This window comes from Streptomyces sp. NPDC051677, from assembly GCF_044453465.1.
In the GTDB taxonomy this organism is placed as follows: Bacteria; Actinomycetota; Actinomycetes; order Streptomycetales; family Streptomycetaceae; genus Streptomyces.
This window is the reverse complement of sequence record NZ_JBITCT010000005.1, coordinates 23,048-49,663: the sequence shown is the minus strand read 5'-3', so window position 1 is coordinate 49,663 and position 26,616 is coordinate 23,048. Positions and strand designations below refer to the sequence as shown.

At 71.0% G+C, this 26,616-nt stretch carries 25 protein-coding genes; 11 read left to right on the top strand and 14 right to left on the bottom strand.

Annotated elements, in window-relative coordinates; all coding sequences use genetic code 11:
* Window position 1: 1 nt before the first annotated feature.
* Complete coding sequence (locus ACIBAF_RS07345) at window positions 2-256, bottom strand: hypothetical protein (protein ID WP_399462159.1); 255 nt, start codon at window positions 254-256, stop codon at window positions 2-4.
* Entirely contained in the window at window positions 253-1,194 is a 942-nt protein-coding gene (locus tag ACIBAF_RS07340) for an SPFH domain-containing protein (RefSeq protein ID WP_399462158.1), read from the bottom strand. Before ACIBAF_RS07340 ends, ACIBAF_RS07345 begins: the two co-directional genes overlap by 4 nt.
* Before the next feature lie 309 nt (window positions 1,195-1,503).
* On the opposite strand from ACIBAF_RS07340, the gene ACIBAF_RS07335 reads away from it, so the two are divergent.
* On the top strand, window positions 1,504-3,975 hold the full coding sequence (locus ACIBAF_RS07335; RefSeq protein ID WP_399462157.1) for a transglycosylase domain-containing protein: 2,472 nt from the start codon (window positions 1,504-1,506) through the stop codon (window positions 3,973-3,975).
* A gap of 93 nt (window positions 3,976-4,068) precedes the next feature.
* Here ACIBAF_RS07335 and ACIBAF_RS07330 read toward each other — a convergent pair whose 3' ends face one another.
* The 3 genes from ACIBAF_RS07330 to ACIBAF_RS07320 all read right to left on the bottom strand — a co-directional run bounded on the left by ACIBAF_RS07330 (window position 4,069) and on the right by ACIBAF_RS07320 (window position 8,669).
* The gene (locus tag ACIBAF_RS07330; RefSeq protein WP_399462156.1) at window positions 4,069-6,201 is read right to left on the bottom strand and encodes a SpoIIE family protein phosphatase; all 2,133 of its coding nucleotides are present in this window, start codon (window positions 6,199-6,201) and stop codon (window positions 4,069-4,071) included.
* Between the two features lie 316 nt (window positions 6,202-6,517).
* The gene (locus ACIBAF_RS07325; RefSeq protein ID WP_399462155.1) at window positions 6,518-7,210 is read right to left on the bottom strand and encodes a DUF402 domain-containing protein; all 693 of its coding nucleotides are present in this window, start codon (window positions 7,208-7,210) and stop codon (window positions 6,518-6,520) included.
* Window positions 7,211-7,283: 73 nt separating this feature from the next.
* A complete protein-coding gene (locus ACIBAF_RS07320) occupies window positions 7,284-8,669 on the bottom strand; it encodes a class II fumarate hydratase (protein ID WP_399462154.1) in 1,386 nt (461 codons plus the stop codon).
* Between the two features lie 141 nt (window positions 8,670-8,810).
* Here ACIBAF_RS07320 and ACIBAF_RS07315 point away from each other — a divergent pair, with 141 nt between their 5' ends.
* Together ACIBAF_RS07315 and ACIBAF_RS07310 are read left to right on the top strand one after the other, a co-directional pair.
* Window positions 8,811-9,332 (top strand): SigE family RNA polymerase sigma factor, encoded by a 522-nt coding sequence (locus ACIBAF_RS07315; RefSeq protein ID WP_399462153.1) that lies wholly within the window; start codon window positions 8,811-8,813, stop codon window positions 9,330-9,332.
* Window positions 9,329-9,826 (top strand): hypothetical protein, encoded by a 498-nt coding sequence (locus tag ACIBAF_RS07310; protein ID WP_399462152.1) that lies wholly within the window; start codon window positions 9,329-9,331, stop codon window positions 9,824-9,826. The genes ACIBAF_RS07315 and ACIBAF_RS07310 overlap by 4 nt, the downstream gene beginning before the upstream one ends.
* A 67-nt stretch (window positions 9,827-9,893) precedes the next feature.
* Here ACIBAF_RS07310 and ACIBAF_RS07305 read toward each other — a convergent pair whose 3' ends face one another.
* Complete coding sequence (locus tag ACIBAF_RS07305) at window positions 9,894-11,585, bottom strand: fumarate hydratase (protein ID WP_399462151.1); 1,692 nt, start codon at window positions 11,583-11,585, stop codon at window positions 9,894-9,896.
* Window positions 11,586-11,762: 177 nt separating this feature from the next.
* Between ACIBAF_RS07305 and ACIBAF_RS07300 the strand changes: the two genes are divergently transcribed.
* A complete protein-coding gene (locus ACIBAF_RS07300; protein ID WP_399462150.1) occupies window positions 11,763-12,449 on the top strand; it encodes a DUF1707 domain-containing protein in 687 nt (228 codons plus the stop codon).
* Window positions 12,450-12,579: 130 nt separating this feature from the next.
* Window positions 12,580-12,957: a WhiB family transcriptional regulator gene (locus ACIBAF_RS07295; protein ID WP_399462149.1), complete on the top strand. Its 378-nt coding sequence runs from the start codon at window positions 12,580-12,582 to the stop codon at window positions 12,955-12,957.
* Between the two features lie 107 nt (window positions 12,958-13,064).
* Here the strand turns inward: ACIBAF_RS07295 and glpX are convergent, their stop codons facing one another.
* Window positions 13,065-14,099 carry a class II fructose-bisphosphatase gene (gene glpX, locus ACIBAF_RS07290; RefSeq protein WP_399462148.1) on the bottom strand — a complete coding sequence of 345 codons (1,035 nt, stop codon included), beginning with the start codon at window positions 14,097-14,099 and terminating at the stop codon, window positions 13,065-13,067.
* Between the two features lie 131 nt (window positions 14,100-14,230).
* Between glpX and ACIBAF_RS07285 the strand changes: the two genes are divergently transcribed.
* The gene (locus tag ACIBAF_RS07285) at window positions 14,231-14,755 is read left to right on the top strand and encodes a DUF4245 domain-containing protein (RefSeq protein WP_399462147.1); all 525 of its coding nucleotides are present in this window, start codon (window positions 14,231-14,233) and stop codon (window positions 14,753-14,755) included.
* Window positions 14,756-14,833: 78 nt separating this feature from the next.
* On the opposite strand, the gene ACIBAF_RS07280 is transcribed toward ACIBAF_RS07285, so the two are convergent.
* From ACIBAF_RS07280 to xseA, 3 genes are all read right to left on the bottom strand, one after another.
* Entirely contained in the window at window positions 14,834-15,424 is a 591-nt protein-coding gene (locus ACIBAF_RS07280) for a malonic semialdehyde reductase (protein WP_399462146.1), read from the bottom strand.
* Window positions 15,425-15,611: 187 nt separating this feature from the next.
* Window positions 15,612-15,839, bottom strand: a complete 228-nt coding sequence (locus ACIBAF_RS07275) for an exodeoxyribonuclease VII small subunit (protein WP_399462145.1) — start codon at window positions 15,837-15,839, stop codon at window positions 15,612-15,614.
* A 49-nt stretch (window positions 15,840-15,888) separates the two neighbouring features.
* Window positions 15,889-17,103, bottom strand: a complete 1,215-nt coding sequence (gene xseA, locus ACIBAF_RS07270; protein ID WP_399462144.1) for an exodeoxyribonuclease VII large subunit — start codon at window positions 17,101-17,103, stop codon at window positions 15,889-15,891.
* A 91-nt stretch (window positions 17,104-17,194) separates the two neighbouring features.
* On the opposite strand from xseA, the gene ACIBAF_RS07265 reads away from it, so the two are divergent.
* Entirely contained in the window at window positions 17,195-18,232 is a 1,038-nt protein-coding gene (locus tag ACIBAF_RS07265; RefSeq protein WP_399462143.1) for a 4-hydroxy-3-methylbut-2-enyl diphosphate reductase, read from the top strand.
* A gap of 29 nt (window positions 18,233-18,261) precedes the next feature.
* Entirely contained in the window at window positions 18,262-19,008 is a 747-nt protein-coding gene (gene ppgK, locus ACIBAF_RS07260; protein WP_399462142.1) for a polyphosphate--glucose phosphotransferase, read from the top strand.
* Window positions 19,009-19,046: 38 nt separating this feature from the next.
* Here ppgK and ACIBAF_RS07255 read toward each other — a convergent pair whose 3' ends face one another.
* Window positions 19,047-19,436 (bottom strand): DUF6542 domain-containing protein, encoded by a 390-nt coding sequence (locus ACIBAF_RS07255; RefSeq protein ID WP_399462141.1) that lies wholly within the window; start codon window positions 19,434-19,436, stop codon window positions 19,047-19,049.
* Window positions 19,437-19,950: 514 nt separating this feature from the next.
* Between ACIBAF_RS07255 and ychF the strand changes: the two genes are divergently transcribed.
* Window positions 19,951-21,039 carry a redox-regulated ATPase YchF gene (gene ychF, locus ACIBAF_RS07250; protein WP_399462140.1) on the top strand — a complete coding sequence of 363 codons (1,089 nt, stop codon included), beginning with the start codon at window positions 19,951-19,953 and terminating at the stop codon, window positions 21,037-21,039.
* A 220-nt stretch (window positions 21,040-21,259) separates the two neighbouring features.
* Here ychF and ACIBAF_RS07245 read toward each other — a convergent pair whose 3' ends face one another.
* Entirely contained in the window at window positions 21,260-21,508 is a 249-nt protein-coding gene (locus ACIBAF_RS07245) for a type II toxin-antitoxin system RelE/ParE family toxin (protein ID WP_399462139.1), read from the bottom strand.
* A 153-nt stretch (window positions 21,509-21,661) separates the two neighbouring features.
* Here ACIBAF_RS07245 and ACIBAF_RS07240 point away from each other — a divergent pair, with 153 nt between their 5' ends.
* Entirely contained in the window at window positions 21,662-24,253 is a 2,592-nt protein-coding gene (locus ACIBAF_RS07240) for a glycosyl hydrolase (RefSeq protein ID WP_399462138.1), read from the top strand.
* A gap of 46 nt (window positions 24,254-24,299) precedes the next feature.
* Here the strand turns inward: ACIBAF_RS07240 and ACIBAF_RS07235 are convergent, their stop codons facing one another.
* Window positions 24,300-24,557 carry an acetyl-CoA synthetase gene (locus tag ACIBAF_RS07235; RefSeq protein ID WP_399462137.1) on the bottom strand — a complete coding sequence of 86 codons (258 nt, stop codon included), beginning with the start codon at window positions 24,555-24,557 and terminating at the stop codon, window positions 24,300-24,302.
* 100 nt (window positions 24,558-24,657) lie between these two features.
* On the opposite strand from ACIBAF_RS07235, the gene ACIBAF_RS07230 reads away from it, so the two are divergent.
* Window positions 24,658-24,852 carry a hypothetical protein gene (locus tag ACIBAF_RS07230; RefSeq protein WP_399462136.1) on the top strand — a complete coding sequence of 65 codons (195 nt, stop codon included), beginning with the start codon at window positions 24,658-24,660 and terminating at the stop codon, window positions 24,850-24,852.
* Between the two features lie 658 nt (window positions 24,853-25,510).
* On the opposite strand, the gene ACIBAF_RS07225 is transcribed toward ACIBAF_RS07230, so the two are convergent.
* A complete protein-coding gene (locus ACIBAF_RS07225; protein ID WP_399462135.1) occupies window positions 25,511-26,482 on the bottom strand; it encodes a kinase in 972 nt (323 codons plus the stop codon).
* Window positions 26,483-26,616: the final 134 nt, after the last annotated feature.

The following is a 26,616-nucleotide window of genomic DNA, read 5'->3' as shown; positions in this document are numbered from 1 at the left end:
TTCAGGGGGACGGCGGCCTGGGGGCGGAGCCGCCGGGGGGACGCCCGCGGCGGGGCAGCGGTCCCGTCTCTCCCGGCAGCCGCCCCGCCTCCTTCAACGCCTTCCGCAGCAGGAACTCGATCTGCGCGTTCGCCGACCGCAACTCGTCCGAGGCCCACCGGGCCAGCGCGTCGTGGACGAGCGGGTCCAGCCGCAGCAGCATCTGCTTGCGCTGCGGCCGACCTTGAGGGGCCGAACCCCCGGAGGGAACCGTCACTGGTAGAGGGTTCCGGTGTTCAGGACCGGCTGCGGCGACCGGTCCCCGCACAGCACCACCATCAGGTTGGACACCATCGCCGCCTTCCGCTCCTCGTCCAGTTCCACGATGCCCTGCTCGGCGATCCGGCCGAGGGCCGCCTCGACCATCCCCACCGCACCGTCCACGATCTCCCGCCGCGCCGCGACCACCGCGCCCGCCTGCTGCCGCTGGAGCATCGCCGAGGCGATCTCGGGAGCGTACGCGAGGTGGGTGAAGCGGGACTCGATGATCCGCACACCGGCCGCCTCCACGCGCGCGTGCAGCTCTATGGCGAGCTTCTCGGTGATTTCCTCGGCGTTGCCGCGCAGCGAGAGCCCGTCCTCGTCGTGCGAGTCGTAGGGGTACTCGATGGCGATGTGCCGGACGGCGGCCTCGGTCTGGGTGGCGACGAACTCCAGGAAGTCGTCCACCTCGAAGCTGGCCTGCGCGGTGTCCTGCACGTTCCACACCACGACCGCGGCGAGCTCGATCGGGTTGCCGTAGGCGTCGTTGACCTTCAGGACGGCCGTCTCGTGATTGCGCACCCGGGTGGAGATCTTCTCGCGGGAGGTCAAGGGGTTCACCCAGCGCAGCCCGTCCTCCCGGATGGTGCCCCGGTAGCGGCCGAAGAGCTGCACCACGCGGGCCTCGCCCGGCGCCACCGTGTTCAGCCCGCACATCGCGAGGAACGCGGCGAGGGCGACCAGGATGCCGCCGATGATCAGCACCGCCTTGACTCCGGTCGCGGTCACGGCGGTGGCCGTGGCGATCATCCCGCCGCCGGCCAGCAGCCCGACCAGCCCGAGCAGCAGCGCGAGCCCGCCGCCCACGCTGTGCGCGGGGAACTCGTGCACGCGTGGGGCCGGCATCTCGGGTGCGTCGACCTCGGGGGTGGATGTGGAGGTGTGCGTGGTCATGGCGGGTCCCCGTTTCTCTTTCGTCTTCTCTTCGGGCCGTGTGGTCGGCCCTGCGGCCGATTCTGCTAGCCGCTGTCTAGCTAAGTGATATCACTTTAGCGCGTCGCGGCAACCCTGTACCCCTCTCGTACGTCGAATCGGTGGGGACGTTCTGCCGGTTCCACCGGGCGGGGTGCTCATTCTCACGCCCTCCGAACACCGGATCGGCAGCCCCTCGTCATAGAGAGCGGTGTTAGCTTTCTGAGCTGACCTGCCCCTGCCCACGGGCACTGGTGTGACTGCCGAGTAGGAAGCGGAGCGAGCGGACTCATGGGACGAGCGGAAGAGAGACGAGCGCGACAGCGCGGTGGCCGCCGCGCGGCGCCCAGGAACCGCTCGACGGAGACAGAGTCCGTCGCGCCCCCCACCACCGGGACCACGACCGCGACCACCACCGGGACCGCGACCCGGAGCGCCTCCGAGGCCGCCCCCGAGACCGGTCCCGCGGCCGGCGGGCGCGCGGCGGCCCGCAGGAACGCGAAGAAGGGCGGCAGGAGTGCGAAGGGCAAGGCCGGCAAGAAGAACAAGAGCTTCATACGCCGACTCTTCACCTGGAAGAAGATCCTCGGCACGTTCCTCTTCATGACCGTCGCCGTCATCGGCGCCTTCGTCTGGCTGTACGTGAGCACGCCCATCCCCAAGGGCAACCCCGACGCCGACCTGCAGAGCAACGTCTACAAGTACGGCAACGGCGCGATCCTCGCCCGCGACGGCGACGTCAACCGGGAGAACGTCGACCTCGCCACGATCCCCAAGCCGGTCCAGCACACCTTCGTCGCCGCCGAGAACAAGACCTTCTACAACGACGCGGGCGTCGACCTCAAGGGCACCGCCCGCGGTGTCCTCAACACGCTGATGGGCAAGGGCGCGCAGGGCGGCTCGACGATCACCCAGCAGTACGTCAAGAACTACTACCTGACCCAGGAACAGACCGTCACGCGCAAGCTGAAGGAACTGGTCATCTCCCTGAAGCTGGACCGGGAGAAGGACAAGGACTACATCCTGGCCGGCTACATCAACACCAGCTACTACGGCCGCGGCGCCTACGGCATCCAGGCCGCCGCCCAGGCCTACTACCGCGTCGACGCCGACAAGCTCAACGTCCAGCAGGGCGCCTACCTCGCCGCGCTGCTCCAGGCGCCCAGCCAGTACGACTGGACCTCCGCCTCCGACACCGGCAAGCGCCTGGTCCAGGCCCGCTGGAACTACGTCCTCGACAACATGGTCGAGCAGGACTGGCTGAAGAAGTCCGAGCGCGACGCCATGAAGTTCCCGATCCCCAAGGACCCGAAGGCCGCCCCCGGCAAGGAGGGCCAGGTCGGCTACCTCGTCGACGCGGCCAACACGGAACTCGCCAGGCAGCTCGTCGCCGACGGCACCGCCGAGAACTACGAGGCCGCCGCGGCGCTGGTGAACAAGGGCGGCTGGAACATCGAGCTCAACATCAACCCGAGCAAGCAGAAGGCGCTGGAGAAGGCGGTCAAGGAACAGCTGACCAGCAAGCTGGACAAGAAGAAACGTCCGGTCGACGGCGACGTCCAGGCCGGCGCGGTGTCGGTGAACCCGAAGACCGGCGCGGTCGAGGCGATGTACGGCGGTACGAGTTACACCGACCACTACCTCAACAACGCCACCCGCACCGACTACCAGCCCGCCTCCACCTTCAAGCCGGTGATCCTCGCCGCGGCCTTCAACGACAACGCCGTGACGCAGAAGGACGACAAGATCACCGCCAACACGATCTACGACGGCACCAGCAAGCGCCCCGTCGTCGGCAGCGACATCGGCTTCGCCCCGGAGAACGAGGACGACCAGGACTACGGTCCCGTCACCGTCCAGACGGCGCTGAACAAGTCCATCAACTCCGTCTTCGCGCAGATGGGCGTCGACGTCGGCATGGACAAGGTGCTGAAGGTCGCCGACGACCTCGGCATGGACACCAAGGACCTGAAGGCGGTCCCGGCCCAGACCCTCGGCACCATGGGCGCGAGCCCCCTGCAGATGGCCGGCGTCTACGCCACCCTCGACAACCACGGCAAGAAGGTCACCCCGGCGCTCATCAAGTCGGCGGAGAACAGCCTCCACCCGACGTTCAAGCTCGCGTCGCCCATCGGCACGCAGGTCATCAACCGCGAGGCCGCCGACTCGGTCACCTCGGTGCTCACCGGCGTGGTCGACGACGGTACGGCCAAGAAGTCCGTGCGGGACAACCCGCTGCGCAAGGGCCAGAAGGTCGCGGGCAAGACGGGTACCTCCGACAACAACAAGTCGGCCTGGTTCACCGGCTACACCCCCGACCTGGTCACCTCGGTCGGCCTGTTCGGCGAGTCGGCCAAGCCCCCGCACCCCCAGGTCACGCTGACCGGCGCGACGACGGGCCTGACCACGGTCGACGGCCGCATCAACGGCGGTGGCTTCCCGGCGCAGATCTGGGCGGCGTACACCTTCGGCGTCTCCACCGAGGTCAGCAAGTTCGACCTGGAGACCGACCAGGGCGCGGCGGTCCAGACGTCGTCTCCGTCGCCGTCGAACTCGCCGAAGCCGAGTTCCTCGCCGTCGAACTCGCCGAAGCCGAGTTCGTCCCCCTCGAACTCGCCGAAGCCGAGTTCGTCGCCGTCGAACTCGCCGAAGCCGAGTTCGTCCCCGTCCAACTCGCCGTCGGGCAACACCTCGTCGGAACCCACCACGGACGATCCGTCGTCCGGATCGCCGAATCCGGACAATCCGATCTTCGGCCAGTAGCGGACTTCGGCTGAGCAGCACGACAGCGCAGAGGGCGCCCGGAGATCTCCGGGCGCCCTCTCTCGTGCCTCTGCTCGCGGCTGCCCGCCGCTGTCAGCTCCGGTTCAGCTCGAACCAGACCACCTTGCCGGTGCTCAGCCGCGTGGCCCCCCAGCGCCGGGCGAGGCGGTTCACCAGATACAGGCCGCGCCCGCCCTCGTCGGTCGCCCGGGCCTGCCGCAGCCGGGGCAGCTGGGGCACGTCGTCCCCGACCTCGCAGCGCAGCACGTCGGTCCGCAGCAACCGCAGTGTCACCGGCCGCGTGGCATACCGCACCGCGTTGGTGACGACCTCGCTGACCAGCAGCTCGACGGAGTCGCTCATGTCCTCCAGACCCCAGCGGGACAGCGCCCGCCGGGCCAGCCGGCGGGCGCGGCCAGGAGCCGCGTCCTCCGGTTCCAGGAACCAGTACGCCACATCGCTCGGCGCGATCCCGTCGAACCGGGCGGCGAGCAGCGCGATGTCGTCGTCCCGGTCGCCCGGCCCGAGCATGTCGAGCACCTCGTCGCACAGCGCCTCAAGGGGCGGCGGATGGTCCGGCCCGGTCAGCTGGGCGGTCGCGGCGAGCTTCTCGCGCAGCTGCTCTATGCCGGTCGCCACGTCCCGCAGCCGGGACTCCACCAGCCCGTCGGTGTACAGCAGCAGCGTCGCCCCGGCCGGCGCGTCCAGCTCCACCGCCTCGAAGTCGACCCCGCCGACGCCGATCGGCGCGCCCGGCGGCACCCGCAGCACCTCGGCCCGGCCGCCCAGATGCAGCAGGACGGGCGGCGGATGGCCCGCGTTGGCGATGGTGATGCGATGCGACACCGGGTCGTAGACGGCGTACAGGCAGGTCGCCATGCGGTCGGTGCCCAGCCGCTGGGCCTGCTCGTCGAGGTGGTGCAGGACCTCCTGCGGAGGCAGGTCGAGCCCGGCCAGCGTCTGGGCCGTCGTGCGCAGCTGCCCCATGATGGCCGCCGACGTCATGGAGTGCCCCATCACGTCGCCCACCACCAGCGCCACCCGGCTGCCGGGCAGCGGGATGGCGTCGTACCAGTCGCCGCCGACCCGCGCCGTCTCCGCCGCGGGCAGGTACCGGGACGCCAGCCGGACGCCCGTGGGACGCGGCAGGGTCTCCGGCAGCATCGTGCGCTGCAACTCGTCGGCGATGTACGCCTCACGGTCGTACAGCACCGCCTTGTCGATGCCGAGCGCGCTGTGCGTGGCCAGCTGCGCGGCCACCAGCAGGTCGTCGTTCTCGAACGGGAGGCGCTCCGGACGGCGCAGGAAGACCGCGGCGCCGATCACCCGGCGCCGGCCGCGCAACGGGGCCAGGATCGCCCGCTGGCCGCCCGGGACGACCAAGGTGCTGTCCTCGCCCAGGAGTTCGGGCAGCGCGGCGCGCGCGGCCGGATTGTCGGCGAACACCGGACGCACCCCGCGCAGCACCTCCGCGAGCGCCCCGCCGGGCCGCACCTCGCACATGTCCCCGATCGAGGCCGACAGCTCGGCGGTCAGCTCACCCGGCTCCGGCGGCGGCAGCGCCAGCGCCGCGAAACCCGTCTCGGTGTCCCGCTCCTCGGGGATGCGGTCGGTGCGGCGCAGCCGCAGCATGATGCGGTCCGCGGCCGGCCGCTCGTCGCCGACGGGCAGCGGGTCGCGCAGATAGACGAGGATCGCGTCGGAGAAGGTCGGCACGGTGGCCCGGCACAGCCCCATCACGATCTCGTCGAGGTCCAGTCCGCGGGCGATCCGCCGGGTCGCGGCGCCCACGAAGCGCAGCCGGTCACCGTCCCGCCGCATCGGCGTGGGCCGGCCGGGCTGCGCCGCCGCCCCTCCGCCGCGCCGCTCCTGGCCGCCGGGACCCCGCTCCGCGTGCGGGTCCGTGCCCGGCTGGGCCGGGATGGACTCGGGCACCGGGCGGGGCCGGTGAGTGTCCGGCTCGGCGGACGCCGACGGCTGGGAGTGCTCGGTCTCCGCGGAGGAGCCGGCCTCCGTCCCGGCCGTGTCCTTGCCCGCTGCTCCCTGGCCGCTCTGGCCGCCCATGTTGCCCTTTCCACCCTTGCCGCACGGCGTCGTCGTACCCGAGGCGTCGGGCGGTAAGGCGGACGGGGCCGCAGCGGGCTCCGGGGTACGCAGGAGTGCCCCACGGGGGTCCGTGGGGTCGACGCCCTGGGGGCGTTCGTAGGAGAGGGGCTGCTCCGTCACGCGTGTCGAATCCGTCCGTCCGGGGCTGCACGCCGCGCGCGCAGTTGGTCCCGCAGGAAACCCGATACCCGGAATACGTGTCCCCGGAACGGAATTCCCGCGTGGTCAGAGGTTGTTCCTGTGTCACCGGTGGCCCGCGCACGACCCTGGGGGCCGACGACGAACGTCCCTTTGGTGTTGCCCTCGTACCCCTCGCTCACGTCCTGCCGCCCCTCGGTGACGTTCGGTCAGACCCGGCGTCTGCTCCGGGAGTTACTGCCAGCGTGCCTTGCGGAGGACGATCCTACGTTTGTTGCCCGGGGGCGCATCAAGGGTCTCATGTGGACATGTGCGCGGGCGTACGGTCCCAGTCCTCCGGCAGCAACGGTACGGCCCAGGACGGATCCGGGCGCCAGTTCTGCCAGCCCTCGTCGAACGGCGGCCCCCACGCGCGGATCACCTCCACCGCTTTGCGGCCCGCCTCCCGCACCTGTTCGGCGACCGTGGCGTCCATCAGTCCGTCCTGCTGGGCCTGCGCGAACTCGTCCTCGTCGCGCCAGCCCCAACTGCGGTCCGGGTAGACGCAGATGTCCAGAAAGTGGTCCTCCGAGTCCACCCCGTCGGACCAACGGGCCAGCGGCTGCTCAAGATTGACGTACCAGTTCTTGAACTGCCAGCCCGGCTCCCAGAACAGCCACACCGACCAGGGCTCGCCGGGTCGGGCCAGCTTCAGCACGCCGGTGCCGAACCAGTGGGCGCGCTGTACGGTCCGCGGCTTGGTGTACCGGGTGTGCAGAGGCTCCTGGTGCAGCGGGGTGCCGTCGGCGAGAACGGGCCGCACGCACTGCGTGCCCGGGGCCATCCACACGGCGAGCACGTCCTCGTCGTCCCGCACGACGGTGACCGGGCGGGCGATGTGGAAGCGTGCTCCGCCGTTCTCCCGGTAGCGCCACAGGATCCGGTCTCCGGGCTCCCAGAAGACCGCCGCACCGCCCGTTCCCATGCGTCTCATCGCTCCACCGTCTGCCATGCACAGATATTAGGTGCCATGGACATACGACGCTGCGGCGCGCGTCACGGTTCGCGCGCCGGAGCGCGAAAGGTTACGGGTGCGTCATCCGCAGGACATCCAGGGCCTCGTCGAGCTGCTGCAGCGTCAGGTCGCCCCGCTCCACGTACCCTCCGTCGAGGACGGCCTCCCGGATCGTCTTCTGATCCGCGAGGGCCTTCTTGGCGACCTTCGCGGCCTCCTCGTACCCGAGGTACTTGTTCAGCGGCGTGACCACCGACGGCGAGGACTCGGCGTACTCACGGGCGCGCTCGCGGTGCGCGACGATCCCGTCGACCGTCCGGTCCGCCAGCAGCCGCGACACGTTGGCGAGCAGCCGGATCGACTCCAGGACGTTCTTGGCGATCACCGGCAGCATGACGTTGAGCTCGAAGTTGCCCGCCGCGCCGGCGGCGGCGACCGTGGCGTCATTGCCCACGACCTGCGCGGCGACCATCAGCACGGCCTCCGGGATCACCGGGTTCACCTTGCCGGGCATGATCGACGAGCCGGGCTGGAGGTCCGGCAGGCTGATCTCGGCCAGTCCGGTGCGCGGCCCCGAGGACATCCACCGCAGATCGTTGGCGATCTTCGTCAGTCCGACGGCGATGGTCCGCAGCTGCCCGCTGGTCTCGACGATCCCGTCCCGCGCGCCCTGCGCCTCGAAGTGGTCGCGCGCCTCGGTCAGCGGCAGTCCGGTGACCCGGGCGATCTCCTCGATGACGGCGGCGGAGAAGCCCGGCGGCGTGTTGATCCCGGTGCCCACGGCGGTGCCGCCCAGCGGCAGCTCGGCGAGGCGCGGGAGGGAGGCGTGCAGCCGCTCCACGCCGTACCGCACCTGCGCGGCGTACCCGCCGAACTCCTGGCCCAGGGTGACGGGCGTGGCGTCCATCAGATGCGTCCGCCCCGACTTCACCACGTCGGCGAACTCCTGCGACTTGCGGGTGAGGGCGTCGGCGAGGTGCTCCAGAGCGGGCACGAGGTCGTGGGTGACGGCGGCGGTGGCGGCGATGTGAATCGACGAGGGGAACACGTCGTTCGACGACTGCGACGCGTTGACGTGGTCGTTGGGGTGCACCTGTCGCCCCAGCCGCTCACCGGCCAGCGTGGCGATCACCTCGTTGGTGTTCATGTTGGACGAGGTCCCGGAGCCGGTCTGGAACACGTCGACCGGGAAGTGCTCGTCCCACCGGCCCTCGGCGACCTCCCCGGCGGCCTCCTGGACGGCCTCGGCGATCTCCTTGTCGAGCACCCCGAGTTCCGCGTTCACCTTGGCGGCGGCGCCCTTGATCCGGGCCAGCGCCTCGATGTGCGCGCGCTCGATGCGCTGCCCGGAGACGGGGAAGTTCTCGACGGCGCGCTGCGTCTGGGCCCGCCACTTGGCGTCCGCCGGGACGCGTACCTCGCCCATGGAGTCGTGCTCGATCCGGTATTCGCTCATGCCTGTAGAGCGATCCGGGCGGCACGGTTGTTCCGGACTTCACCCGTACGTGTCGCTGGATGTGATCCACGTCTCAGGGCGGCGGTGCAGCAGACGAGGGGGCGCCCACGTCGAGGACGGGTGACAGGAAGGGAGGAGCGTGTGGAGACGGACTTCCAGGAATTCGTGACCGCCCGGTCGGCCGCGTTGTTCAGGGGCGCCCTCGTCCTCACGGGAAACCGTGAGGCGGCGGAGGACCTGGTCCAGGAGACCCTGGAGAAGGCCTGCCGCAAGTGGCGCACCATCGCCGCGAAGGACGCTCCGGACGCCTACGTCCGGCGGATCATGGTGAACCTCGCCAACGACCGCTGGCGCAGGTTCCGCCGCCTGACCACGACTGCGCACCCCGAAGGCGGCGACCCGGCCGCCCCGGGCGACGAGTACGGACAGGTCGACAGCAGGGACCAGTTGGTGCGCGCACTGCAGCAACTGCCCATGCGGATGCGGACCGTGGTGGTGCTGCGATACTTCCACGATCTCTCGGACGCCGAGATCTCGGCCGACCTCGGCATCTCGCCGAGCACGGTCCGGTCCCAGCTCGCCCGGGGCATCGAGAAGCTCAGAGACCAGTTCCCCGCACTCTCCGCCCCTTCACCGCAGCGGCGCCCGGAAGGAGTCCGATGACCTCGTACGGCGACGCACGGCCTTCCGGCCGCACGCCTTTCGAAGAGGAACTGATGACCGCCATGAACCGTTTCGCGGACTCCGCCGAGACCCCCGCCTTCGACGCCCCGCAGATCGAGCGCCGCACCCGCCGCAGGCGGACCGTCGGCATCGCCGCCGTCGCCGCAGCCCTCATCGCGGCGGGCGGCGGCACCGCCCTGGCCACCTCGGCGGCGGGCGGCGGGAGTTCGACGACCCCGGCGACCAGCACGGCCGCCAAGAGCGACGCCACGACCATGCTCTACGGCGAGGACCCGACCATCCCCATCGACTTCGCGGGCTGGACTCTGGAGGGGGCCAAGACGTACCTCCTCAAGACGCAGACGAAGCTCGGCGCCGTCACCGAGAAGGCTGCCGGCGACTGCAAGCCGGGCTCGGTGATCGGCGTGTCCCCGCACGCCCCGACGATCGTCCACAACGGCGACACGGTCAGCTTCGTCGTCTGCGCCGGCTGACCACCGGCTTCCGAACCGACGCGACGCCCGCCCCTGCGCCAATCAGGGGCGGGCGTCCGTCCGAGGGTCACCCGAGCCCGGGGCCCCGCACCGGGATGCTGGTGAACGTGGGGGCCGGCGCCGGGTCCTTGAAGAAGTCGTTGCCCTTGTCGTCGACGACGACGAACGCCGGGAAGTCCTCGACCTCGATCTTCCAGACGGCCTCCATGCCGAGCTCCTCGTACTCGACGACCTCGACCTTCTTGATGCAGTCCTGGGCGAGGCGGGCGGCGGGGCCGCCGATCGAGCCGAGGTAGAAGCCGCCGTGCGTGCCGCAGGCGTCCGTGACCTGCTGGGAGCGGTTGCCCTTGGCGAGCATCACCTTGGAGCCGCCCGCCGCCTGGAACTGCTCGACGTAGGAGTCCATCCGGCCGGCCGTCGTCGGCCCGAAGGAACCGGAGGCGTAGCCCTCGGGGGTCTTGGCCGGACCCGCGTAGTACACCGGGTGGTCCTTCAGGTACTGCGGCATGTCCTCGCCCGCGTCCAGCCGCTCCTTGATCTTGGCGTGCGCGATGTCACGGGCCACGACCAGCGGACCGGAGAGGGAGAGCCGGGTCTTCACCGGGTACTTCGTCAGCTCGGCGAGGATGTCGTCCATCGGCTGGTTCAGGTCGATCTTCACGACGTCACCGGCCTCGTCGAGGTGCTCGTCCGTCGTGTCCGGCAGGAAGCGCGCCGGGTCCGTCTCCAGCTGCTCGAGGAAGACGCCCTCGGCGGTGATCTTCGCGACGGCCTGCCGGTCCGCGGAGCAGGAGACGGCGATGGCGACCGGGCAGGACGCGCCGTGCCGCGGGAGGCGTACCACGCGCACGTCGTGGCAGAAGTACTTGCCGCCGAACTGCGCGCCGATCCCGATCTTCTGCGTCAGCTCGAAGACCTTCTCCTCCAGCTCCTTGTCCCGGAAGCCGTGCCCGAGCGGCGAACCCTCGGCCGGGATCTCGTCCAGGTAGTGCGCGGAGGCGTACTTCGCGGTCTTCAGCGCGTACTCGGCGGAGGTGCCGCCGACGACGATCGCCAGGTGGTACGGCGGGCAGGCGGCCGTGCCCAGCGAACGGATCTTCTCCTCCAGGAACTTCATCATGGAGGCCTCGTTCAGGACGGCCTTCGTCTCCTGGTAGAGGAACGACTTGTTGGCCGAGCCGCCGCCCTTGGCCATGAACAGGAACTTGTACGCGCCGCCGTCGGCGGCGTACAGCTCGATCTGCGCCGGGAGGTTGGAGCCGGTGTTCTTCTCGTCCCACATGGTCAGCGGGGCCATCTGCGAGTAGCGCAGGTTGAGGTTCAGGTACGCGTCGTAGATGCCGCGGGAGAGGGCCGCCTCGTCGCCGCCGTCCGTCAGGACGTTCTGCCCGCGCTTGCCCATGACGATCGCCGTGCCGGTGTCCTGGCACATGGGGAGCACGCCGGCGGCCGCGATGTTCGCGTTCTTCAGCAGGTCCAGCGCGACGAACTTGTCGTTGCCGGAGGCCTCCGGGTCGTCGATGATCCGCCGCAGCTGGGCCAGGTGCGCGGGCCGCAGATAGTGCTGGATGTCGTGGATGGCCTCCTCGGCGAGCTTGCGCAGCGCCTCCGGCTCCACCTTGAGGAACGTCCGCCCGTCGGCCTCGAAGGTGGAGACACCCTCGGAGGTCACCAGCCGGTAGGGGGTGGTGTCCTCTCCCATGGGGAGCAGATCGGTGTACGCGAACGCAGGGTTGGGTGGGGGGGAACTACTCGGCATCTCGCCCATTCCTCACTCGACAGACGGCGCCCGCCTCCGTTGGCGGGCGCTCACCAGCGTAGAACCTGCCGCTGACGCCGAGCCTGTGAGGTAAGGCTCAGTTCGGCGACAGCCCGACGTCCGTCCCGCGGTCCGATGGGGGTATCGCGATCTATCGTGTGTGGGTACGCTGCTGTCGTGGACCTTCAGAAGCAGACCGCCGCACCCACGCCGGCCGCCGAGTTGCGCGCCTCCGACGCCGACCGCGACCGTATCGCCGACATGCTCCGCGAGGCCCTCGCGGAGGGCCGGCTGACCGCCGACGAGCACGCCGAGCGTGTCGAGGGCGTCCTGGCCGCCAAGACGGTCGGCGAGCTGGAGGCGTTCGTCCGGGACCTGCCCGCCGCGCACGAGCGCCGCGCGGCCCCCGCCTCCGCGCCCAGCCGGCCCACCGCCGGCGCGATCCCCGCCGACCCCGACGACAACGTGGTCGCGGTCTTCAGCAGCGCCGTCCGCAGGGGCCGTTGGCGCGCGGGCCGCCGTATCCACGCGTACGCGGTGTTCGGCAGCGTCGAGATCGACCTCACCGAGGCGCTCTTCGAATACCAGCAGGTCGTGATCAAGGCGGTCTCGGTCTTCGGCAACATCGAGGTCCGCGTCCCGGAGAACGTCTCGCTGCGCGGCACCGGCGGTGCGGTGCTCGGCAACTTCGAGGTGGACGCGCTCGATTCGCCCCAGTCCGACGCGCCCGTGGTCTACGTCGACGGGTGGGCGGTACTGGGCAACATCGAAGGCCGGCCGAAGCGGGGCAAGCTCGTCGCGGACATTCTCGATCGGGTTCAGCACAAGGTCGACAAGAGTTTGCGCAAACACCTGGACCGTTGACGGTCGTGAACGCGCCATCCCCGACAGCGGAGGATCCGGCGGTCGCGAACCCTGTGCATAGGCGCGCGTACAGCGGGTAGGCCTTGCTGCATCGTCTCTCGCTCGCGAAGCCGTCGTCAGGAGTAGACCCGTGCTGCAACCGCCGCATTCGTCCCTGCAGGTCGCCGCTGTCCCGGCCCAGCGGGTGCCAGCGCGCGACAGGGACCAAGACGCTCCCTGGCATACCGAGGCGGTGTGCCGACGTGACGAGGCAGGCCTGTTCTTCGCCCCCTCCAAGGAGCCCACGGCTGCCCGGCTCTCCCGCGAGGAAGCCGCGAAGCGGGTCTGTGCGCGCTGCCCCGTCATGGTGGAGTGTCGCGAACACGCCCTCCTGCAACCCGAGCCCTACGGCGTCTGGGGCGGCCTCACCGCAGCAGAACGCCGTGTGGTCCTCGCCCGACGCCGCCGCCGCGACGTGGAACTCAAGAAGGCGGCCCGAGCGGCGGGCCGCATAGCGCAAGCGGGCTAGCAGCTCCCGGAGAAGCGAGGGGCGCCCCCTCCGCACCGGGGGCGCCCTGCTTCTTTGCTGTTCTCTCCGCCGGCTTTCTCTCTCCGCCGGCTTTCAGCGGCGCGGGGTCACTTGGCCCGATCGAAGTCCACGGCACTGTAGGCCCGCAGCTTGCTCAGCCGGTGCTCGGAGTCGATCCGCCGCACCGTCCCGGACTTCGACCGCATCACGATCGAGTCCGTGGTCGCGGTCTCCGACCGGTACCGGACCCCCCGCAGCAGTTCCCCGTCGGTGATCCCGGTGGCGACGAAGAACACGTTCTCCCCGGTCACCAGGTCCTCGGTGGTCAGCACCCGGTCGAGATCGTGCCCGGCGTCGATCGCCCGGGCCCGCTCCTCGTCGTCCTTGGGCCACAGCTTGCCCTGGATGACGCCGCCCAGGCACTTCACGGCGCAGGCCGAGATGATGCCCTCGGGGGTGCCGCCGATGCCGAGCAGCAGGTCGATGCCGGTGCCTTCGCGCAGGGCCAGGATCGAGCCGGCGACGTCACCGTCGGAGATCAGCTTGATGCGCGCGCCGGTCTCCCGGATCTCCTTGATGATGCCTTCGTGCCGCGGCCGGTCCAGGATGACGACCGTGACGTCCTCCGGCGTGGCCCGCTTGGCCTTGGCGACCCGGCGGATGTTGACCTCGACGGGCGCGTTGATGTCGACGAACTCGGCGGCCTCCGGGCCGGTGACGAGCTTGTCCATGTAGAAGACGGCGGACGGGTCGAACATCGCGCCGCGCTCGGTGGCCGCGAGGACGGCGATCGCGTTCGGCATGCCCTTCGCCGTCAGCGTGGTGCCGTCGATCGGGTCGACCGCGATGTCGACCTCGGGCCCGGTCTGGTCGCCGACGCGCTCGCCGTTGAAGAGCATCGGGGCCTCGTCCTTCTCGCCCTCGCCGATGACGACCACGCCGTTCATCGACACGGTGGAGACGAGAGTCCGCATGGCGCGCACCGCGGCGCCGTCGGCGCCGTTCTTGTCGCCGCGTCCCACCCAGCGGCCCGCGGCCATGGCGGCGGCTTCGGTCACCCGGACGAGTTCCAGGGCGAGGTTGCGGTCGGGGGCCTCGGAGGGGACGTCCAGTTCGGACGGCAAGTGATGATGCTCGGTCATCGGAGCGCACCTTTCTGACTGATACGACGACGGCCGGATGAGGGTTCGAGCCTCGACTCTATCGTCAGTCCGACAAAATGAGCAGGGGACCCCACGGATGAGCGCGCCGGGCACCTGCGACGATAGGGGGCGTGGCAGGTTCGAACGGCAAGCAGAAGACGGCCCGGGACATGATCCTCTCCCTGGGGCTGATCATGATCGCGGCGTGGGTCATATACCTCTTCATTCCCCACGATGACCGCGCTCCCGACGTCAAGCGAGTCGACTACCGCGTCGAGCTCCTCACGGCGCGCCGCGCGGCGTCGTACCCGGTGGCCGCGCCCGAGGGTCTGCCCGACGCCTGGAAGGCGACCTCGGTGCGCTTCCAGGGCGCCGACTTCGACGCCTGGCACCTCGGTTTCCACGCCCCCGACGGGGAGTACGTGACGATCGAGCAGTCCACTCAGAAGCGCGCGCAGTTCATCGACGAGGCCAGTCAGGGCTCGACCGCGACCAAGGTCACCGAGCAGATCGGCGGCCGCACCTGGACCCGCTACACCGGCGGCCGCTACGACGCGCTCGTCCTGCAGGACACCGGCAGCTCGACCACGGTCGTCGCGGGCACGGGATCCTTCGAGCAGCTGTCGACGATGGCCGGGGCGCTGAAGCTGGCATGAGCGCCCCCGACGCACGAAGAGGCCCCCGGCACGCGCCGGGGGCCTCTTCGTATGTCACTGGTGCTTGCGTCACCGGTCTCAGACGGTGGTGACGACCTCGTCGTACGCCAGGCGCGGGGAGCGCGGGAACCAGGAGTCCTCGCCCGGCTTGCCGATGTTGATGACGACCAGCGGGGTGTGGTCGTCGTCCAGGAACTCCTTCTGGACGCCCGCGAAGTCCACGCCGGTCATCGGGCCGGCGGCGAGACCGGCCGCGCGGACGCCGATGATGAAGTAGGCGACCTGCAGCGCGGCGTTCAGCGAGGCGGCGCCCTCACGGGCCGGGCGCTCGCTGAAGAAGAGGTCCTTGGCCTGCGGGAAGTGCGGGAACAGGGTCGGCAGCTCCTCGTGGAACTCGTTGTCCGCGGAGAGGATCGCGACCAGCGGGGCGGTGGCGGTCTTGGGCTGGTTGCCCTCGGCCATGTGCTTCACCAGGCGCTCGCGGGCCTCGGCGGAGCGGACCAGGGTGATGCGCAGCGGGCTCTGGTTGAACGCCGTCGGGCCGTACTTGACGAGGTCGTAGATCGCCTGGACCTGCTCGTCGGTCACCGGCTCGTCGGTGAAGGTGTTCGCGGTGCGGGCCTCGCGGAACAGCAGGTCCTGGGCGGCGGCGTCAAGAACGAGAGACATGCGTGTACTTCCTTGGAGTGGCGTCCGGATCCAGTACCGGACCGTGGTCCGGATCGGCTGACGACACCGACGGTACGGGAGGGATGTTCAAGGTTCAACAAAAGGGGGCGTGAGGTGATCCGCTTCACATCCGCCCGGCCGGTCAGCCGGCCCACCAGGCGGTGAGCCGGCCCCGCCGGGGCCGGGGTCACTCCTCGTCCGCGGTGGTCTCCTCCTCGTCGGCCAGCGCCGCGTCCAGCCGCGCCCGCGCACCCTCCAGCCAGCGCCGGCACACCTTGGCCAGCTCCTCGCCGCGCTCCCAGAGGGCGAGGGACTCCTCCAACGTCGTGCCCCCCGCCTCCAGACGCCGTACGACCTCGATCAGCTCGTCGCGGGCCTGCTCGTAACCGAGCGCCTCGTCCGTCCTGCTCGTCATGCACCCATTCCCAGTCGTCGTTTCCCGGCTGCCGCTGTCCGGCCGTCGGCTACTGGCCGTCGACCCGGCTCACGGTGAACTCCCCCTCGGCGACCCGCGCGCGCAGCACCTCGTCCGCCGCCACCTCGCCCGGGTCCCGGACCACGTGCCCGTCCGCCTTCTGCAGCACCGCGTACCCGCGCCTCAGCGTCGCGGCCGGCGACAGGGCCACCACGCGCGCGTGGGTGTGCGTCAGCTCGGAGTCGGCGCGGTCCAGGAGGTGGCCGAGCGTGCGCCGGGTGCGGTCCACGAGCGAGGCGACATGGTCGGCCCGCTCGTCGACCATCCGGTGCGGATCCTGTATGACGGGCCGCGCGAGCGCGTGCGCCAGCCCGCGCTCCTCGCGCTCCACGAACGCCTCCGCACACCGCCGCGCCCGCCCGCGCAGCATCCGCACCCGCTCCAGCTCCTCGCCGACGTCCGGCACGACCTTCTTCGCGGCGTCGGTCGGCGTCGAGGCGCGCAGGTCGGCCACATGGTCGAGGAGCGGGTTGTCCGGCTCGTGCCCGATCGCCGAGACGACCGGCGTGCGACAGGCCGCGACCGCCCGGACCAGCTGCTCGTCCGAGAACGGCAGCAGATCCTCGACGCTGCCGCCCCCGCGCGCCACGATGATCACGTCCACGTCGTCGAGCGCGTCGAGCTCCTTGACGGCCTGGACGACCTGCGTCACCGCGTGCACGCCCTGGACGGCGACGTTGCGCACCTCGAAGCGGACGGCGGGCCAGCGGTGCCGGGCGTTCTCCAGGACGTCCCGCTCCGCGGCGGAGGCCCGCCCGCACACCAGCCCGACGAGCTGCGGCAGGAAGGGCAGCGGCTTCTTCCGCGCGGGGGCGAAGAGCCCCTCCGAGGCCAGGGACTTCTTCAACTGCTCCAGCCGCGCCAGCAGCTCCCCGACCCCCACCGGCCGTATCTCCACGGCCCGCAGCGACAACTGCCCCCGCGGCGCGTACCACTCCGGCTTCGCGTGGACGACGACCCGCGCGCCCTCGCCGACGACGTCCGCGACCGCGTCGAAGACCTGTCGGTAGCAGGTCACGCTGACGGAGATGTCGTGCGACGGATCCCGCAGCGTCAGAAACACGACGCCCGCACCCGGACGCCGCGACAACTGCGTGATCTGCCCCTCGACCCACACCGCGCCGAGCCGCTCGATCCAGCTCCCGATGAGCCGCGACACCTCGCCGACGGGCAGCGGGGCGTCCGCGGACGTGTTCACAGCCATGCGCCCGAGAGTAACGGCCACGACTGACAACGCAGTGGACGCGAACCCTTCACCCGTCGGGGATCTTCGACCCCCTGGAGGCGGCCTTACGATGGGACGCATGACTGCTTCGCCTGGCCGCCGCCGTGTCCTGCTCGCCGCTCCCCGGGGCTACTGCGCGGGCGTCGACCGTGCCGTGATCGCCGTCGAGAAGGCCCTGGAGCAGTACGGGGCCCCGGTCTACGTCCGCCACGAGATCGTCCACAACAAGTACGTCGTGCAGACCCTGGAGAACAAGGGCGCCATCTTCGTCGAGCGGACGGAGGAGGTGCCGCCGGGCAACATCGTCATGTTCTCCGCGCACGGCGTCGCCCCCGTCGTCCACGAGGAGGCCGCGCGCGGGCGCCTCGCCACCATCGACGCGACCTGCCCGCTCGTCACCAAGGTCCACAAGGAAGCCGTCCGCTTCGCCGGCGAGGACTACGACATCCTCCTGATCGGGCACGAGGGCCACGAGGAGGTCATCGGCACCTCCGGCGAGGCCCCCGACCACATCCAGCTCGTCGACGGCCCCGAGGACGTCGCCAAGGTCGAGGTCCGCGACCCGTCGAAGATCGTGTGGCTCTCCCAGACCACCCTCTCCGTCGACGAGACCATGGAGACCGTCGACGCCCTGAAGGAGAAGTTCCCGCAGCTCATCTCGCCGCCCAGCGACGACATCTGCTACGCCACGCAGAACCGTCAGCTCGCCGTGAAGCAGATGGGCGCGGAGGCGGAACTGGTGATCGTGGTCGGCTCCCGCAACTCCTCCAACTCCAAGCGTCTCGTCGAGGTCGCCAAGCTCGCCGGCTCCCGCGAGGCCTACCTCGTGGACTTCGCGAGCGAGATCGACGAGGCCTGGCTGGAAGGCGTGACGACGGTGGGCGTCACCTCCGGCGCGTCCGTCCCCGAGGTCCTCGTCGAGGAGGTCCTGGCCTGGCTCACCGAGCGCGGGTACGGCGACGTCGAGCTCGTCAAGGCCGCCGAGGAGCACATCACCTTCTCGCTGCCCAAGGAACTCCGGCGGGACCTGCGCGAGGAGGCGGCGGCCCTGGTCGCCGAGCGCGGCGGAAGCGGCGCCGAGGGCTCCTCGGGCACCGTGACCGAGTGACTGTCAGTCGGTCGTCGTAACGTAGGGCCATGAAGATCTTCGGCGTGGACATCGGCGGATCCGGGATCAAGGGCGCCCCTGTGGACCTGGACAGGGGCGACCTGGCTCAGGAGCGCCTGAAAGTGCTCACCCCCCATCCGGCGACGCCCGACGGCGTGGCCGACGGGGTCAAGGAGGTCGTGGACCACTTCGGCTGGACCGGTCCCGTCGGTCTGACCTTCCCGGGCGTGGTCACCGGCGGCTCCACGATCCGTACGGCGGCCAACGTCGACAAGAGCTGGATCGACACGGACGCGCGCGCGTTGTTCAGCGAGCGGCTGGGCGGGCTGCCGGTGACGGTGGTCAACGACGCGGACGCCGCGGGCGTCGCCGAGATGGCGTTCGGCGCCGGCCGCGACCGCAGCGGCACGGTGATCCTGCTGACGTTCGGCACGGGCATCGGCAGCGCCCTCTTCGCCGACGGCGTCCTCGTCCCCAACACCGAGCTCGGCCACCTGGAACTGCACGGGCACGACGCGGAGAAGCGCGCCTCCAGCAAGGCCAAGGAGGACGGCGAGCTGACCTGGGAGCACTGGGCCCGCCGCGTCACCAAGTACCTCGCCCACGTCGAGATGCTCTTCTCGCCCGAGCTGTTCATCATCGGCGGCGGCGTCAGCCGCAAGTCGGAGAAGTTCCTGCACCTCATCGAGGGCGTCAAGGCGGAGATCGTCCCGGCGCAGCTGCAGAACAACGCGGGAATCGTCGGGGCGGCGATGCGGGCGGCGAAGGGCAACTGACGGGCTGACGGGGCCCCGGACGCTCCGCGACCGGCCGGCTAGCGGCGGTTCGCGGGGTGGCGGCGGGCCACCGCTCGGCGCAGTCCGCGGACCAGGATCGTCAGCGCGGCCAGGAGCGTTCCGCCGTACAGCCAGCCGACCTGGGTGGCGAGGGCCGTCACCAACCCCATCAGCCGGTCCCCGACCCCGTTTCCGCCTTCGGCCACGGGCAGGAGCCCCAGAGCGAAGGCGATCGGCGCGATCACGGGCGCGGACAGCAGGTCGGCCGCGCGCACCCAGAGGGCGACCAGCAGGCACACGGGCAGGAACAGCACGCCGTACACCGTCAGCGAAGCCCCGAACAGCACCTGGTCCAGGAACCCCACCACGAACATCGACGCCCCGCCGAACAGCCCGGCGCCCAGCCCGGTGAGCCGGGGGTTCGGCATCCGCCGCCCCGAGGCCCGCTCCCCGCAGTCGGCCCGGTCGGCCCGGTCGGCTCCGGCGACCCGTGCGGCCCCGTAGGTCCGTGCGGCGCGATCGGTCCGTGCGGCGCGATCGGTCCGTGGGGCCCGGTCGGTCCGTGGGGCCCGGTCGGTCCGTGGGGCCCGGTCGGTCCGTGGGGCCCGGTCGGTCCGTGCGGGCTCCGCCCCGGGGCGTGGGGCTCTGCGGCTTCGTTCCCGGGCCGCCTGGGGTGGCAGGGGCGGCGGCGGGTCGTGTCGGACGGCTCGGTTCGGGGGGCGTGTCCTGTGTTGCTCCACTGGACCAACTTAGGTCGGTTTATGTGCCGAATCGGGTGTCGGACACGCCGTGGGGCGGAGCTTGGCCACGCGTTCGACGGGCCCGCCGGGCCGGTGCCGGGCACGCCGTAAACTGGGGCATCGGCCGGCCCCCTGGCCCGCCCCCGGCCCTCTCACCACGGGAACCGGCCCACTGGCCCTTCTGACTACGGGAAGTCGCAACGTGTCGCTCACGATCGGAATCGTCGGTCTGCCGAATGTCGGCAAGTCGACCCTTTTCAACGCCCTGACCAAGAACGACGTGCTGGCGGCCAACTACCCGTTCGCCACGATCGAGCCCAACGTGGGCGTCGTCGGCGTCCCCGACGCGCGCCTCACCAAGCTGGCCGAGATCTTCTCCTCGCAGCGGATCCTCCCGGCGACGGTCGACTTCGTCGACATCGCGGGCATCGTGAAGGGCGCCTCGGAGGGCGAGGGCCTCGGCAACAAGTTCCTCGCGAACATCCGTGAGTCCGACGCGATCTGCCAGGTCATCCGCGCCTTCAAGGACGAGAACGTCGTCCACGTCGACGGCAAGGTCTCGCCCAAGGACGACATCGAGACGATCAACACCGAGCTGATCCTCGCGGACCTCCAGACGATCGAGAAGGTCCTGCCGCGCCTGCAGAAGGAGTCGCGGATCAAGAAGGACGTCGTGGCGAAGGTCGCGGCCGTCGAGGCGGCGAAGGAGATCCTGGAGAAGGGCGCCACGCTCTTCTCGCAGGGCATCGTCCAGGGCTCCGGCAACGAGGAGCTCCTGCACGACCTGCACCTGCTGACGACGAAGCCCTTCCTCTACGTCTTCAACGTCGACGAGGACGAGCTGACCGACGACGCGTTCAAGGCCGAGCAGAGCGCCCTGGTCGCCCCCGCCGAGGCGATCTTCCTCAACGCCAAGCTGGAGGCGGACCTCGCCGAGCTGGACGAGGAGGACGCGATGGAGCTCCTGGAGTCCGTCGGCGCCGAGGAGCCCGGCCTCGCGACCCTCGCGCGCGTGGGCTTCAACACCCTCGGCCTGCAGACGTACCTCACGGCCGGCCCCAAGGAGTCCCGAGCCTGGACCATCAAGAAGGGCGCCACCGCCCCCGAGGCCGCCGGCGTCATCCACACCGACTTCCAGAAGGGCTTCATCAAGGCGGAGGTCATCTCGTTCGCCGACCTGGTGGAGACCGGCTCGGTCGCCGAGGCCCGCGCGAAGGGCAAGGCCCGCATGGAGGGCAAGGAGTACGTCATGCAGGACGGGGACGTGGTCGAGTTCCGCTTCAACGTGTAGCTGTCCGGTTACTGCACGTTAGAGATTTTCGTCAAATATGCGGGTCGAAAGGGGTCGGGTTCTGACGAGCCCAACCCCTTCTGCGTTCCCGTGCTGACAGGGTGCCGGGTTTTTCTGGCCCCGGCATCACTCACCGACACCCCCCGTCACCTCTCTTCATCCGTTGCGTGCTGGGAGGAGATGGGGTGGCGGCGGCTTGTGCCGAGCCATGTCCAAGACCTCACGTGTCGTAGACCGTGGAGCGGTGTCCGACCTGAACGACCCACACGACCAGTTCACCGTTGTCGATGGTGTAGATGACGCGGTAGTCGCGGACCCGGAGGCGACGGCGATCGGGTTGGGATACGAGCGCCGTGGTGTTGAATCCGATCGGGTCACTCTCCCGCTGGTTTCGGGTGGCGTCGCGTTCGCCGTCGCCGCGGGGCTGCCCCTGCGAGCCTTCGGATGGGGTGCCTGAGCCTGCCGCCACGGTAGTGGCAGGTTCTGGTTAAGGGTTTTCCAAATGCCGGACGCCTTCTGGCGTCGGTGGTCGGGTTCTCCACGACGGCTGTACGACCACCCTTTTTCGGAGGACCTGGTGCCGGCACCAACTCGTACGAGACGATGGCTCACGTTCTGCGCCATGACCGCATCCGCCGCACTCCTCGCGACACCCGCAGGTGCCGCGTCCGGCAACAGCAAGAGCCCGTTCGGAGGTCGAGCCCTCGCCCGGCTCGCCGCCGAACGCGAGCAGTCCGTGGGCGCCATGAGTCCCCGTCTGAAGGGCGAGGACGAGGACGACGGCAACGAGGCGGACGAGATAGCCGAAGGCGCCGACCAGTACGCCGAGGCCCGCACCTCGCCCGGCGTCGTCGCCCCCGGCGCGTACGGCGCCGCCTGGACCGGCATGACCAACCTGCCCCGTACCGGCGGTAGTTGGCACCACGTCACCGACCTGCCCTACAACTCCGACGACTCCCGCTACCGGGACGTCGACTCCAACTCCAGTGGCGGCTCGGGCAACGTGACCGGCCGGATGGCCGCCATCGCCGCCGACGACGACGGATACGTCTACGCGGGCAGTGCCGGCGGCGGCGTCTGGCGGTCCCACAAGGGCGGCGGGAACTGGAAGCCCATCAGCGACGGACTGCCCTCGCAGTCCACCGGCGCGCTCGCGCTCGACGGCTCGGGACGGCTGTGGCTGGGCACCGGCGAGGCGACCACCAACGCGGACGCCTACCTCGGCAGCGGCGTCTACCTTCTGTCCCACCCGCACCAGGGCGTCTTCTCCTCCCGCAGCCGGGTCGGCGGCGACGAGCTGGAGTCCACCACTGTCCACGAGCTGCGGTTCGGCGGCGGCAAGGTGTGGGCGGCGACCAGCGCGGGCGTGTGGAGCCACTCCACGAAGACGCTGAAGGGCGCCTGGAAGCTGGAGTTCGCGCCCAACCCCGACTATCTGCCCGGCGGTTCGAAGGCGGACGACGACTCGGCCGCGTACAAGAACATCGCCAACGACATCGCGATCGACCCGAAGGACCCGTCCAGGGTGATCCTCGCGGTCGGCTGGCGCAGCGGTGACGACTACAACGGCTTCTACACGAGGGTCGACGGAGTCTGGACCCGCATCACCAGCGGCTTCGGCGACCTGCCGACCGACGCGGACGACGTCGGCAACGTCACCTTCGCCCGCTCCGCCGACGGCTCCCGCTACTACGCCGTCGACCAGTCGCCTGAGCAGCTGAACACCAACCCGGACAGCGGCCTCGAGGGCATCTTCAGCGCCGCCTCGCCGTTCGGCCCCTGGACGAAGATCGCCGACTACAAGGGCCTGGCCGCCGACGGCTCGGCGCTGACGTCCAGCGGATACATGCCGGGCGTGCAGGCCTGGTACAACCAGTTCCTGACCGTGGACCCGAGCGACCCGAAGCATGTGTACGCGGGTCTGGAGGAGGTCTACGAGACCAAGGACGGCGGTGCCACCTGGTCGACCGTGGGCCCGTACTGGAACTTCACCTTCCCCTGCTGGTCCATCGACCCGGCCGAGCAGACCGGCGACTGCAACCAGACCACGCACTCCGACCAGCACGGGGTCGCGATCGGCCGCTATCACGGCAAGAGCTTCGTGTACGTCGGCAACGACGGCGGCGTCTACAAGCGTCCGGTCGACGGCTCCCAGGACGCCTCCGGTCACGCCACCGACTGGACCTCGCTGAACGACGGCACCATCGACGCCCTCCAGTACTACTCGGTGGGCGTCGGCAAGGACCTCGACCACGGCGGCGTCTCGGTCACCGGCGGACTGCAGGACAACGGCCAGTCGATCCTGCGGAGCAACGACAAGGTGATGGGCTCCAACTTCGGCGGTGACGGCGGCGACACGCTCACCGACCCGGCCAACGGCTGCAACATCGCCGAGGAGTACGTCTACCTCGCGATCCAGGTCACCCAGAACTGTGCCGTGAACGACGGCAGTTGGGTCGACGACGCCACCAAGGCGACGTCGTACAACGTCGCCCCCGCCGACAACGCCACCGGCGAGGCCCGCTTCATCGCCCCGCTCGCGGCCGACCTGAAGAGCAGCTCGACGTGGATCGCGGGCGGCCGGCACATCTGGGTGCAGACCCACGGCTACGCCATCCGCAGCGGCGACGAGTGGAAGAGCGTGTACGACCTCGGCGCCGGGCGCACCGCGACCGCCGTCGCGGCCTCGGGCGGCAAGGTGTACGCGGCCTGGTGCGGGCCCTGCAACAACCAGGGCTTCGCCCGCGGCATCTCGGTCGGCAACGCGGACGGCACCGGCTGGCACGACATCACCCTGCCCGTGGACGGCGCCGTGCCCAACCGCTACCTCAGCGGCTTCGCCGTCGACCCGAAGAACGCCGACCACGTCTTCCTCGCCGTCAACGGCTTCTCCCGGCACTGGACCGAGGGCCCCGGCGCCGGCGTCGGCCACGTCTTCGAGTCCACCGACGGCGGCGCCACCTGGAAGGACGTCTCCGCCGACCTCCCCGACGTGCCGGCCGACTCCGCCGTCGTCACGCCGAACGGCGGCCTCGCCGTCGCCACCGACCTGGGCGTCGTGTACCGCGCCCCGGGGCACACCAAGTGGCAGCGGGTCGGCAGCCTCCCGGCCGTCGCCGTGCTCCAGCTCAAGCTGAGCCCCGACGGCAAGACCCTGTACGCGGCCACCCACGGTCGCGGCATCTACACCGTCAAGGTGCGCGACTGCGACTGACGCACACCGTGCGGTGAAGGCAGGGGTGACCCCGGGCTCTCCGAGGTCACCCCTCCCGCGCGTACGGGACCACGTCCACGTTCAGCGTGAAGGCGGCCTTCGCCGCACCCGCGACGTCCGGTGCCTTCGCCAGCGCGGTGACCTTCGCGCCGCCGCCCCGGGTGCCCGCGGCCCGCAGCGTGGCGTGCGCGGTGCCGTCCGCGTCCAGCCGCCATCCGGACACCAGGACGAAGACCGGCGCGGAGCTTTGTACGGCCGTCCACCGCTTGTCGTCCGTCCGGGGTCGCAGGACCAGGGAGACCACCGTTGCCGGCCGGACGCACAACGGCCGCTGGACCGGGTCACCCGGGGCGACGGCGACCTCTGTCCGTCCCGATGCGCAGCCGGCGGTCGAGGGGGAGGGCGTGACGGGCGATCTTGAGGCTGTCGGCCGCGTCGGACTCGCGGGCGGCGCGGAGGACGAGGCCGGGGCGGACGTGTGGGTCGGCGTACCGGACGGCGGCCCCGGCGGTGCGCTTCCTGACGAGCCGTCTGCCGCCGACCCGCCGCCGCCCGACGTGCTGCACGCGGCGAGGACCGCCACCGCGGCGATCATGTGACCTCCAGCCCACCACCGCATTCCCGCACCTCCCGGCCCGTTCGTGTGCCCCACCAGCATGCTCCGCCGTCAGCGACGAGACCGCCAGACGTTCGGCTCGACCGACCGCGCGGCACGTCGGGTCGACGCGGTCGACCTGGTCGGCGCGGGCGACGCCTTCGTGGCCGGATACCTGGCGGGGACTCCTCCGCGGTGCTGCGGTGCTGCGGTGCTGCGGTGGGGGGGGGGGGGGGGGGGGCCGGCGGGGGGGCGCGCGGCCCCCCCCCCCCCCCCCCCACCGCGGCCTTCGCCGTCGGCACCCGCGGCGACTGGGAGGGGCTGCCGACCCTGGACGAACTCGGCCTGTTCGACCAGCCGGACGGCACCACCCTGCGCTGACCGAGGAGACCGCCCATGCCATCCGCCGCACCGCAGCCGACGACGCCCGTTGCCGCCGACGGCTACGAACTCGCCGAAGGAGGACGCCGGTCACGCCTCCGTCCCATGCCGACCGGCCGGGCTCGACGTGCCGCTCGGCGTACCACCCGACGGCCGTCTGCTCCACACCCTGACCGTGCCCGCCCCGCAGCCCACCTCCGTATGCCCGCAGCCGTCGGCGTCCCGCCGCCCCCTCCCGGCCGGGGCGCCGTCGATCCACTCCTGGTCCGGCGCGCAGCGAGTCACCGCGGGGCGGCGCCGACGGCGAACTCCCAGCACTCCTCGACGCCCGCCCCGCGCAACAGCTCGCGCGCGCGGGTGGTGCGGGGCGTCCGGGCCTCCGGGGGTTCCGGCGCGAACAGGAAGGCGGCGATGTCGCCGCTGTGGGCGATCTGGAGGCCGAGAGCGCCGCAGGCGCGGGCCGTGGTGAGGAGACGGTCGAGGCCCGGGACGGGAAGGCGCCGCTGGTTGAGCAGCGCGCTGCGGGTCGCCACCGCGCCGAGCAGGGCCGCGTCCTGGGCGCGGAGGGCACGGCGGAGCAGGACGCGCAGCCGGTCGAAGCGGGCGATCTCCGCGCTGTCGTAGCGGGGCGCGGGGAGCGCGAGGGTGTTCACGCCGTGGCCGTCGGCGCGGGAGCCGAAGCCGAGGACGTGCAGGGGCGGCAGACGGTGGCCGAAGTCCTCGACCACCGTGCCCTCGCGCTGCGCGAACAGCACCGCGGTCGCCTCGAACATCAGCGCGTCGGAGGCCGTCTCCGCGCGCACCGCGAGCCGGGCCGCCTCCCGCGCCGTCAGGGGAGCGCCGAACGCGTCCCGCACGGCCCGGACCGCCGCCAGGACGTCGCTGGTGGAGGAGCCGAAACCACGGCCCGTGGGCGCGTCCCCGACCAGGTCCAGTCGGCCGCCCGTCCGCAACCGCAGGCCGTCCAGGGTCAGTTCGGCCGCTCTGCGCGCCTTCTCCTTCCACGGCGGCGAGACGGTGACCTCGCCGCCGGGGACCGGAGTGAAGGTCGCCCGGGTCGTGTGGAGCGGGCAGGGCAGCGTGACCAGAGCGCGCACAGGAGCGCCCGACGGCCCGGTGAACGCGCCCTGCAGCAGCTCGCCGTGGTGGACGGGGGCCGTGCCCGTACCGAAAGCGGCACCCGAGCCTGTGCTGGAACCTGTGGCCGTGCCTGTGCCCGCGGCCGTGGTGATGGCCGTCTGCGTCGACGACACCGTGCGCCCTCCCGCCTCCCGATCTCGCCGCCATCGTGCCAGTCGGGGCGATCACGGTCCGTTGTCGGCGGCGGGTGCGAGCATGGGGGACGGCGGGGAGGACGTCGGAGCGGGCGACGGACGGTCGGCGGGCG

Excerpts from the sequence above, each read along its gene's own strand:
- ACIBAF_RS07340 (WP_399462158.1), bottom strand. The coding sequence starts at position 1,194 with ATGACCACGCACACCTCCACATCCACCCCCGAGGTCGACGCACCCGAG.
- ACIBAF_RS07335 (WP_399462157.1), top strand. The coding sequence starts at position 1,504 with ATGGGACGAGCGGAAGAGAGACGAGCGCGACAGCGCGGTGGCCGCCGC.
- ACIBAF_RS07325 (WP_399462155.1), bottom strand. The coding sequence starts at position 7,210 with ATGGCAGACGGTGGAGCGATGAGACGCATGGGAACGGGCGGTGCGGCG.
- ACIBAF_RS07320 (WP_399462154.1), bottom strand. The coding sequence starts at position 8,669 with ATGAGCGAATACCGGATCGAGCACGACTCCATGGGCGAGGTACGCGTC.
- ACIBAF_RS07310 (WP_399462152.1), top strand. The coding sequence starts at position 9,329 with ATGACCTCGTACGGCGACGCACGGCCTTCCGGCCGCACGCCTTTCGAA.
- ACIBAF_RS07305 (WP_399462151.1), bottom strand. The coding sequence starts at position 11,585 with ATGCCGAGTAGTTCCCCCCCACCCAACCCTGCGTTCGCGTACACCGAT.
- glpX (WP_399462148.1), bottom strand. The coding sequence starts at position 14,099 with ATGACCGAGCATCATCACTTGCCGTCCGAACTGGACGTCCCCTCCGAG.
- ACIBAF_RS07280 (WP_399462146.1), bottom strand. The coding sequence starts at position 15,424 with ATGTCTCTCGTTCTTGACGCCGCCGCCCAGGACCTGCTGTTCCGCGAG.
- ACIBAF_RS07275 (WP_399462145.1), bottom strand. The coding sequence starts at position 15,839 with ATGACGAGCAGGACGGACGAGGCGCTCGGTTACGAGCAGGCCCGCGAC.
- xseA (WP_399462144.1), bottom strand. The coding sequence starts at position 17,103 with ATGGCTGTGAACACGTCCGCGGACGCCCCGCTGCCCGTCGGCGAGGTG.
- ACIBAF_RS07265 (WP_399462143.1), top strand. The coding sequence starts at position 17,195 with ATGGGACGCATGACTGCTTCGCCTGGCCGCCGCCGTGTCCTGCTCGCC.
- ppgK (WP_399462142.1), top strand. The coding sequence starts at position 18,262 with ATGAAGATCTTCGGCGTGGACATCGGCGGATCCGGGATCAAGGGCGCC.
- ACIBAF_RS07255 (WP_399462141.1), bottom strand. The coding sequence starts at position 19,436 with ATGCCGAACCCCCGGCTCACCGGGCTGGGCGCCGGGCTGTTCGGCGGG.
- ACIBAF_RS07240 (WP_399462138.1), top strand. The coding sequence starts at position 21,662 with ATGACCGCATCCGCCGCACTCCTCGCGACACCCGCAGGTGCCGCGTCC.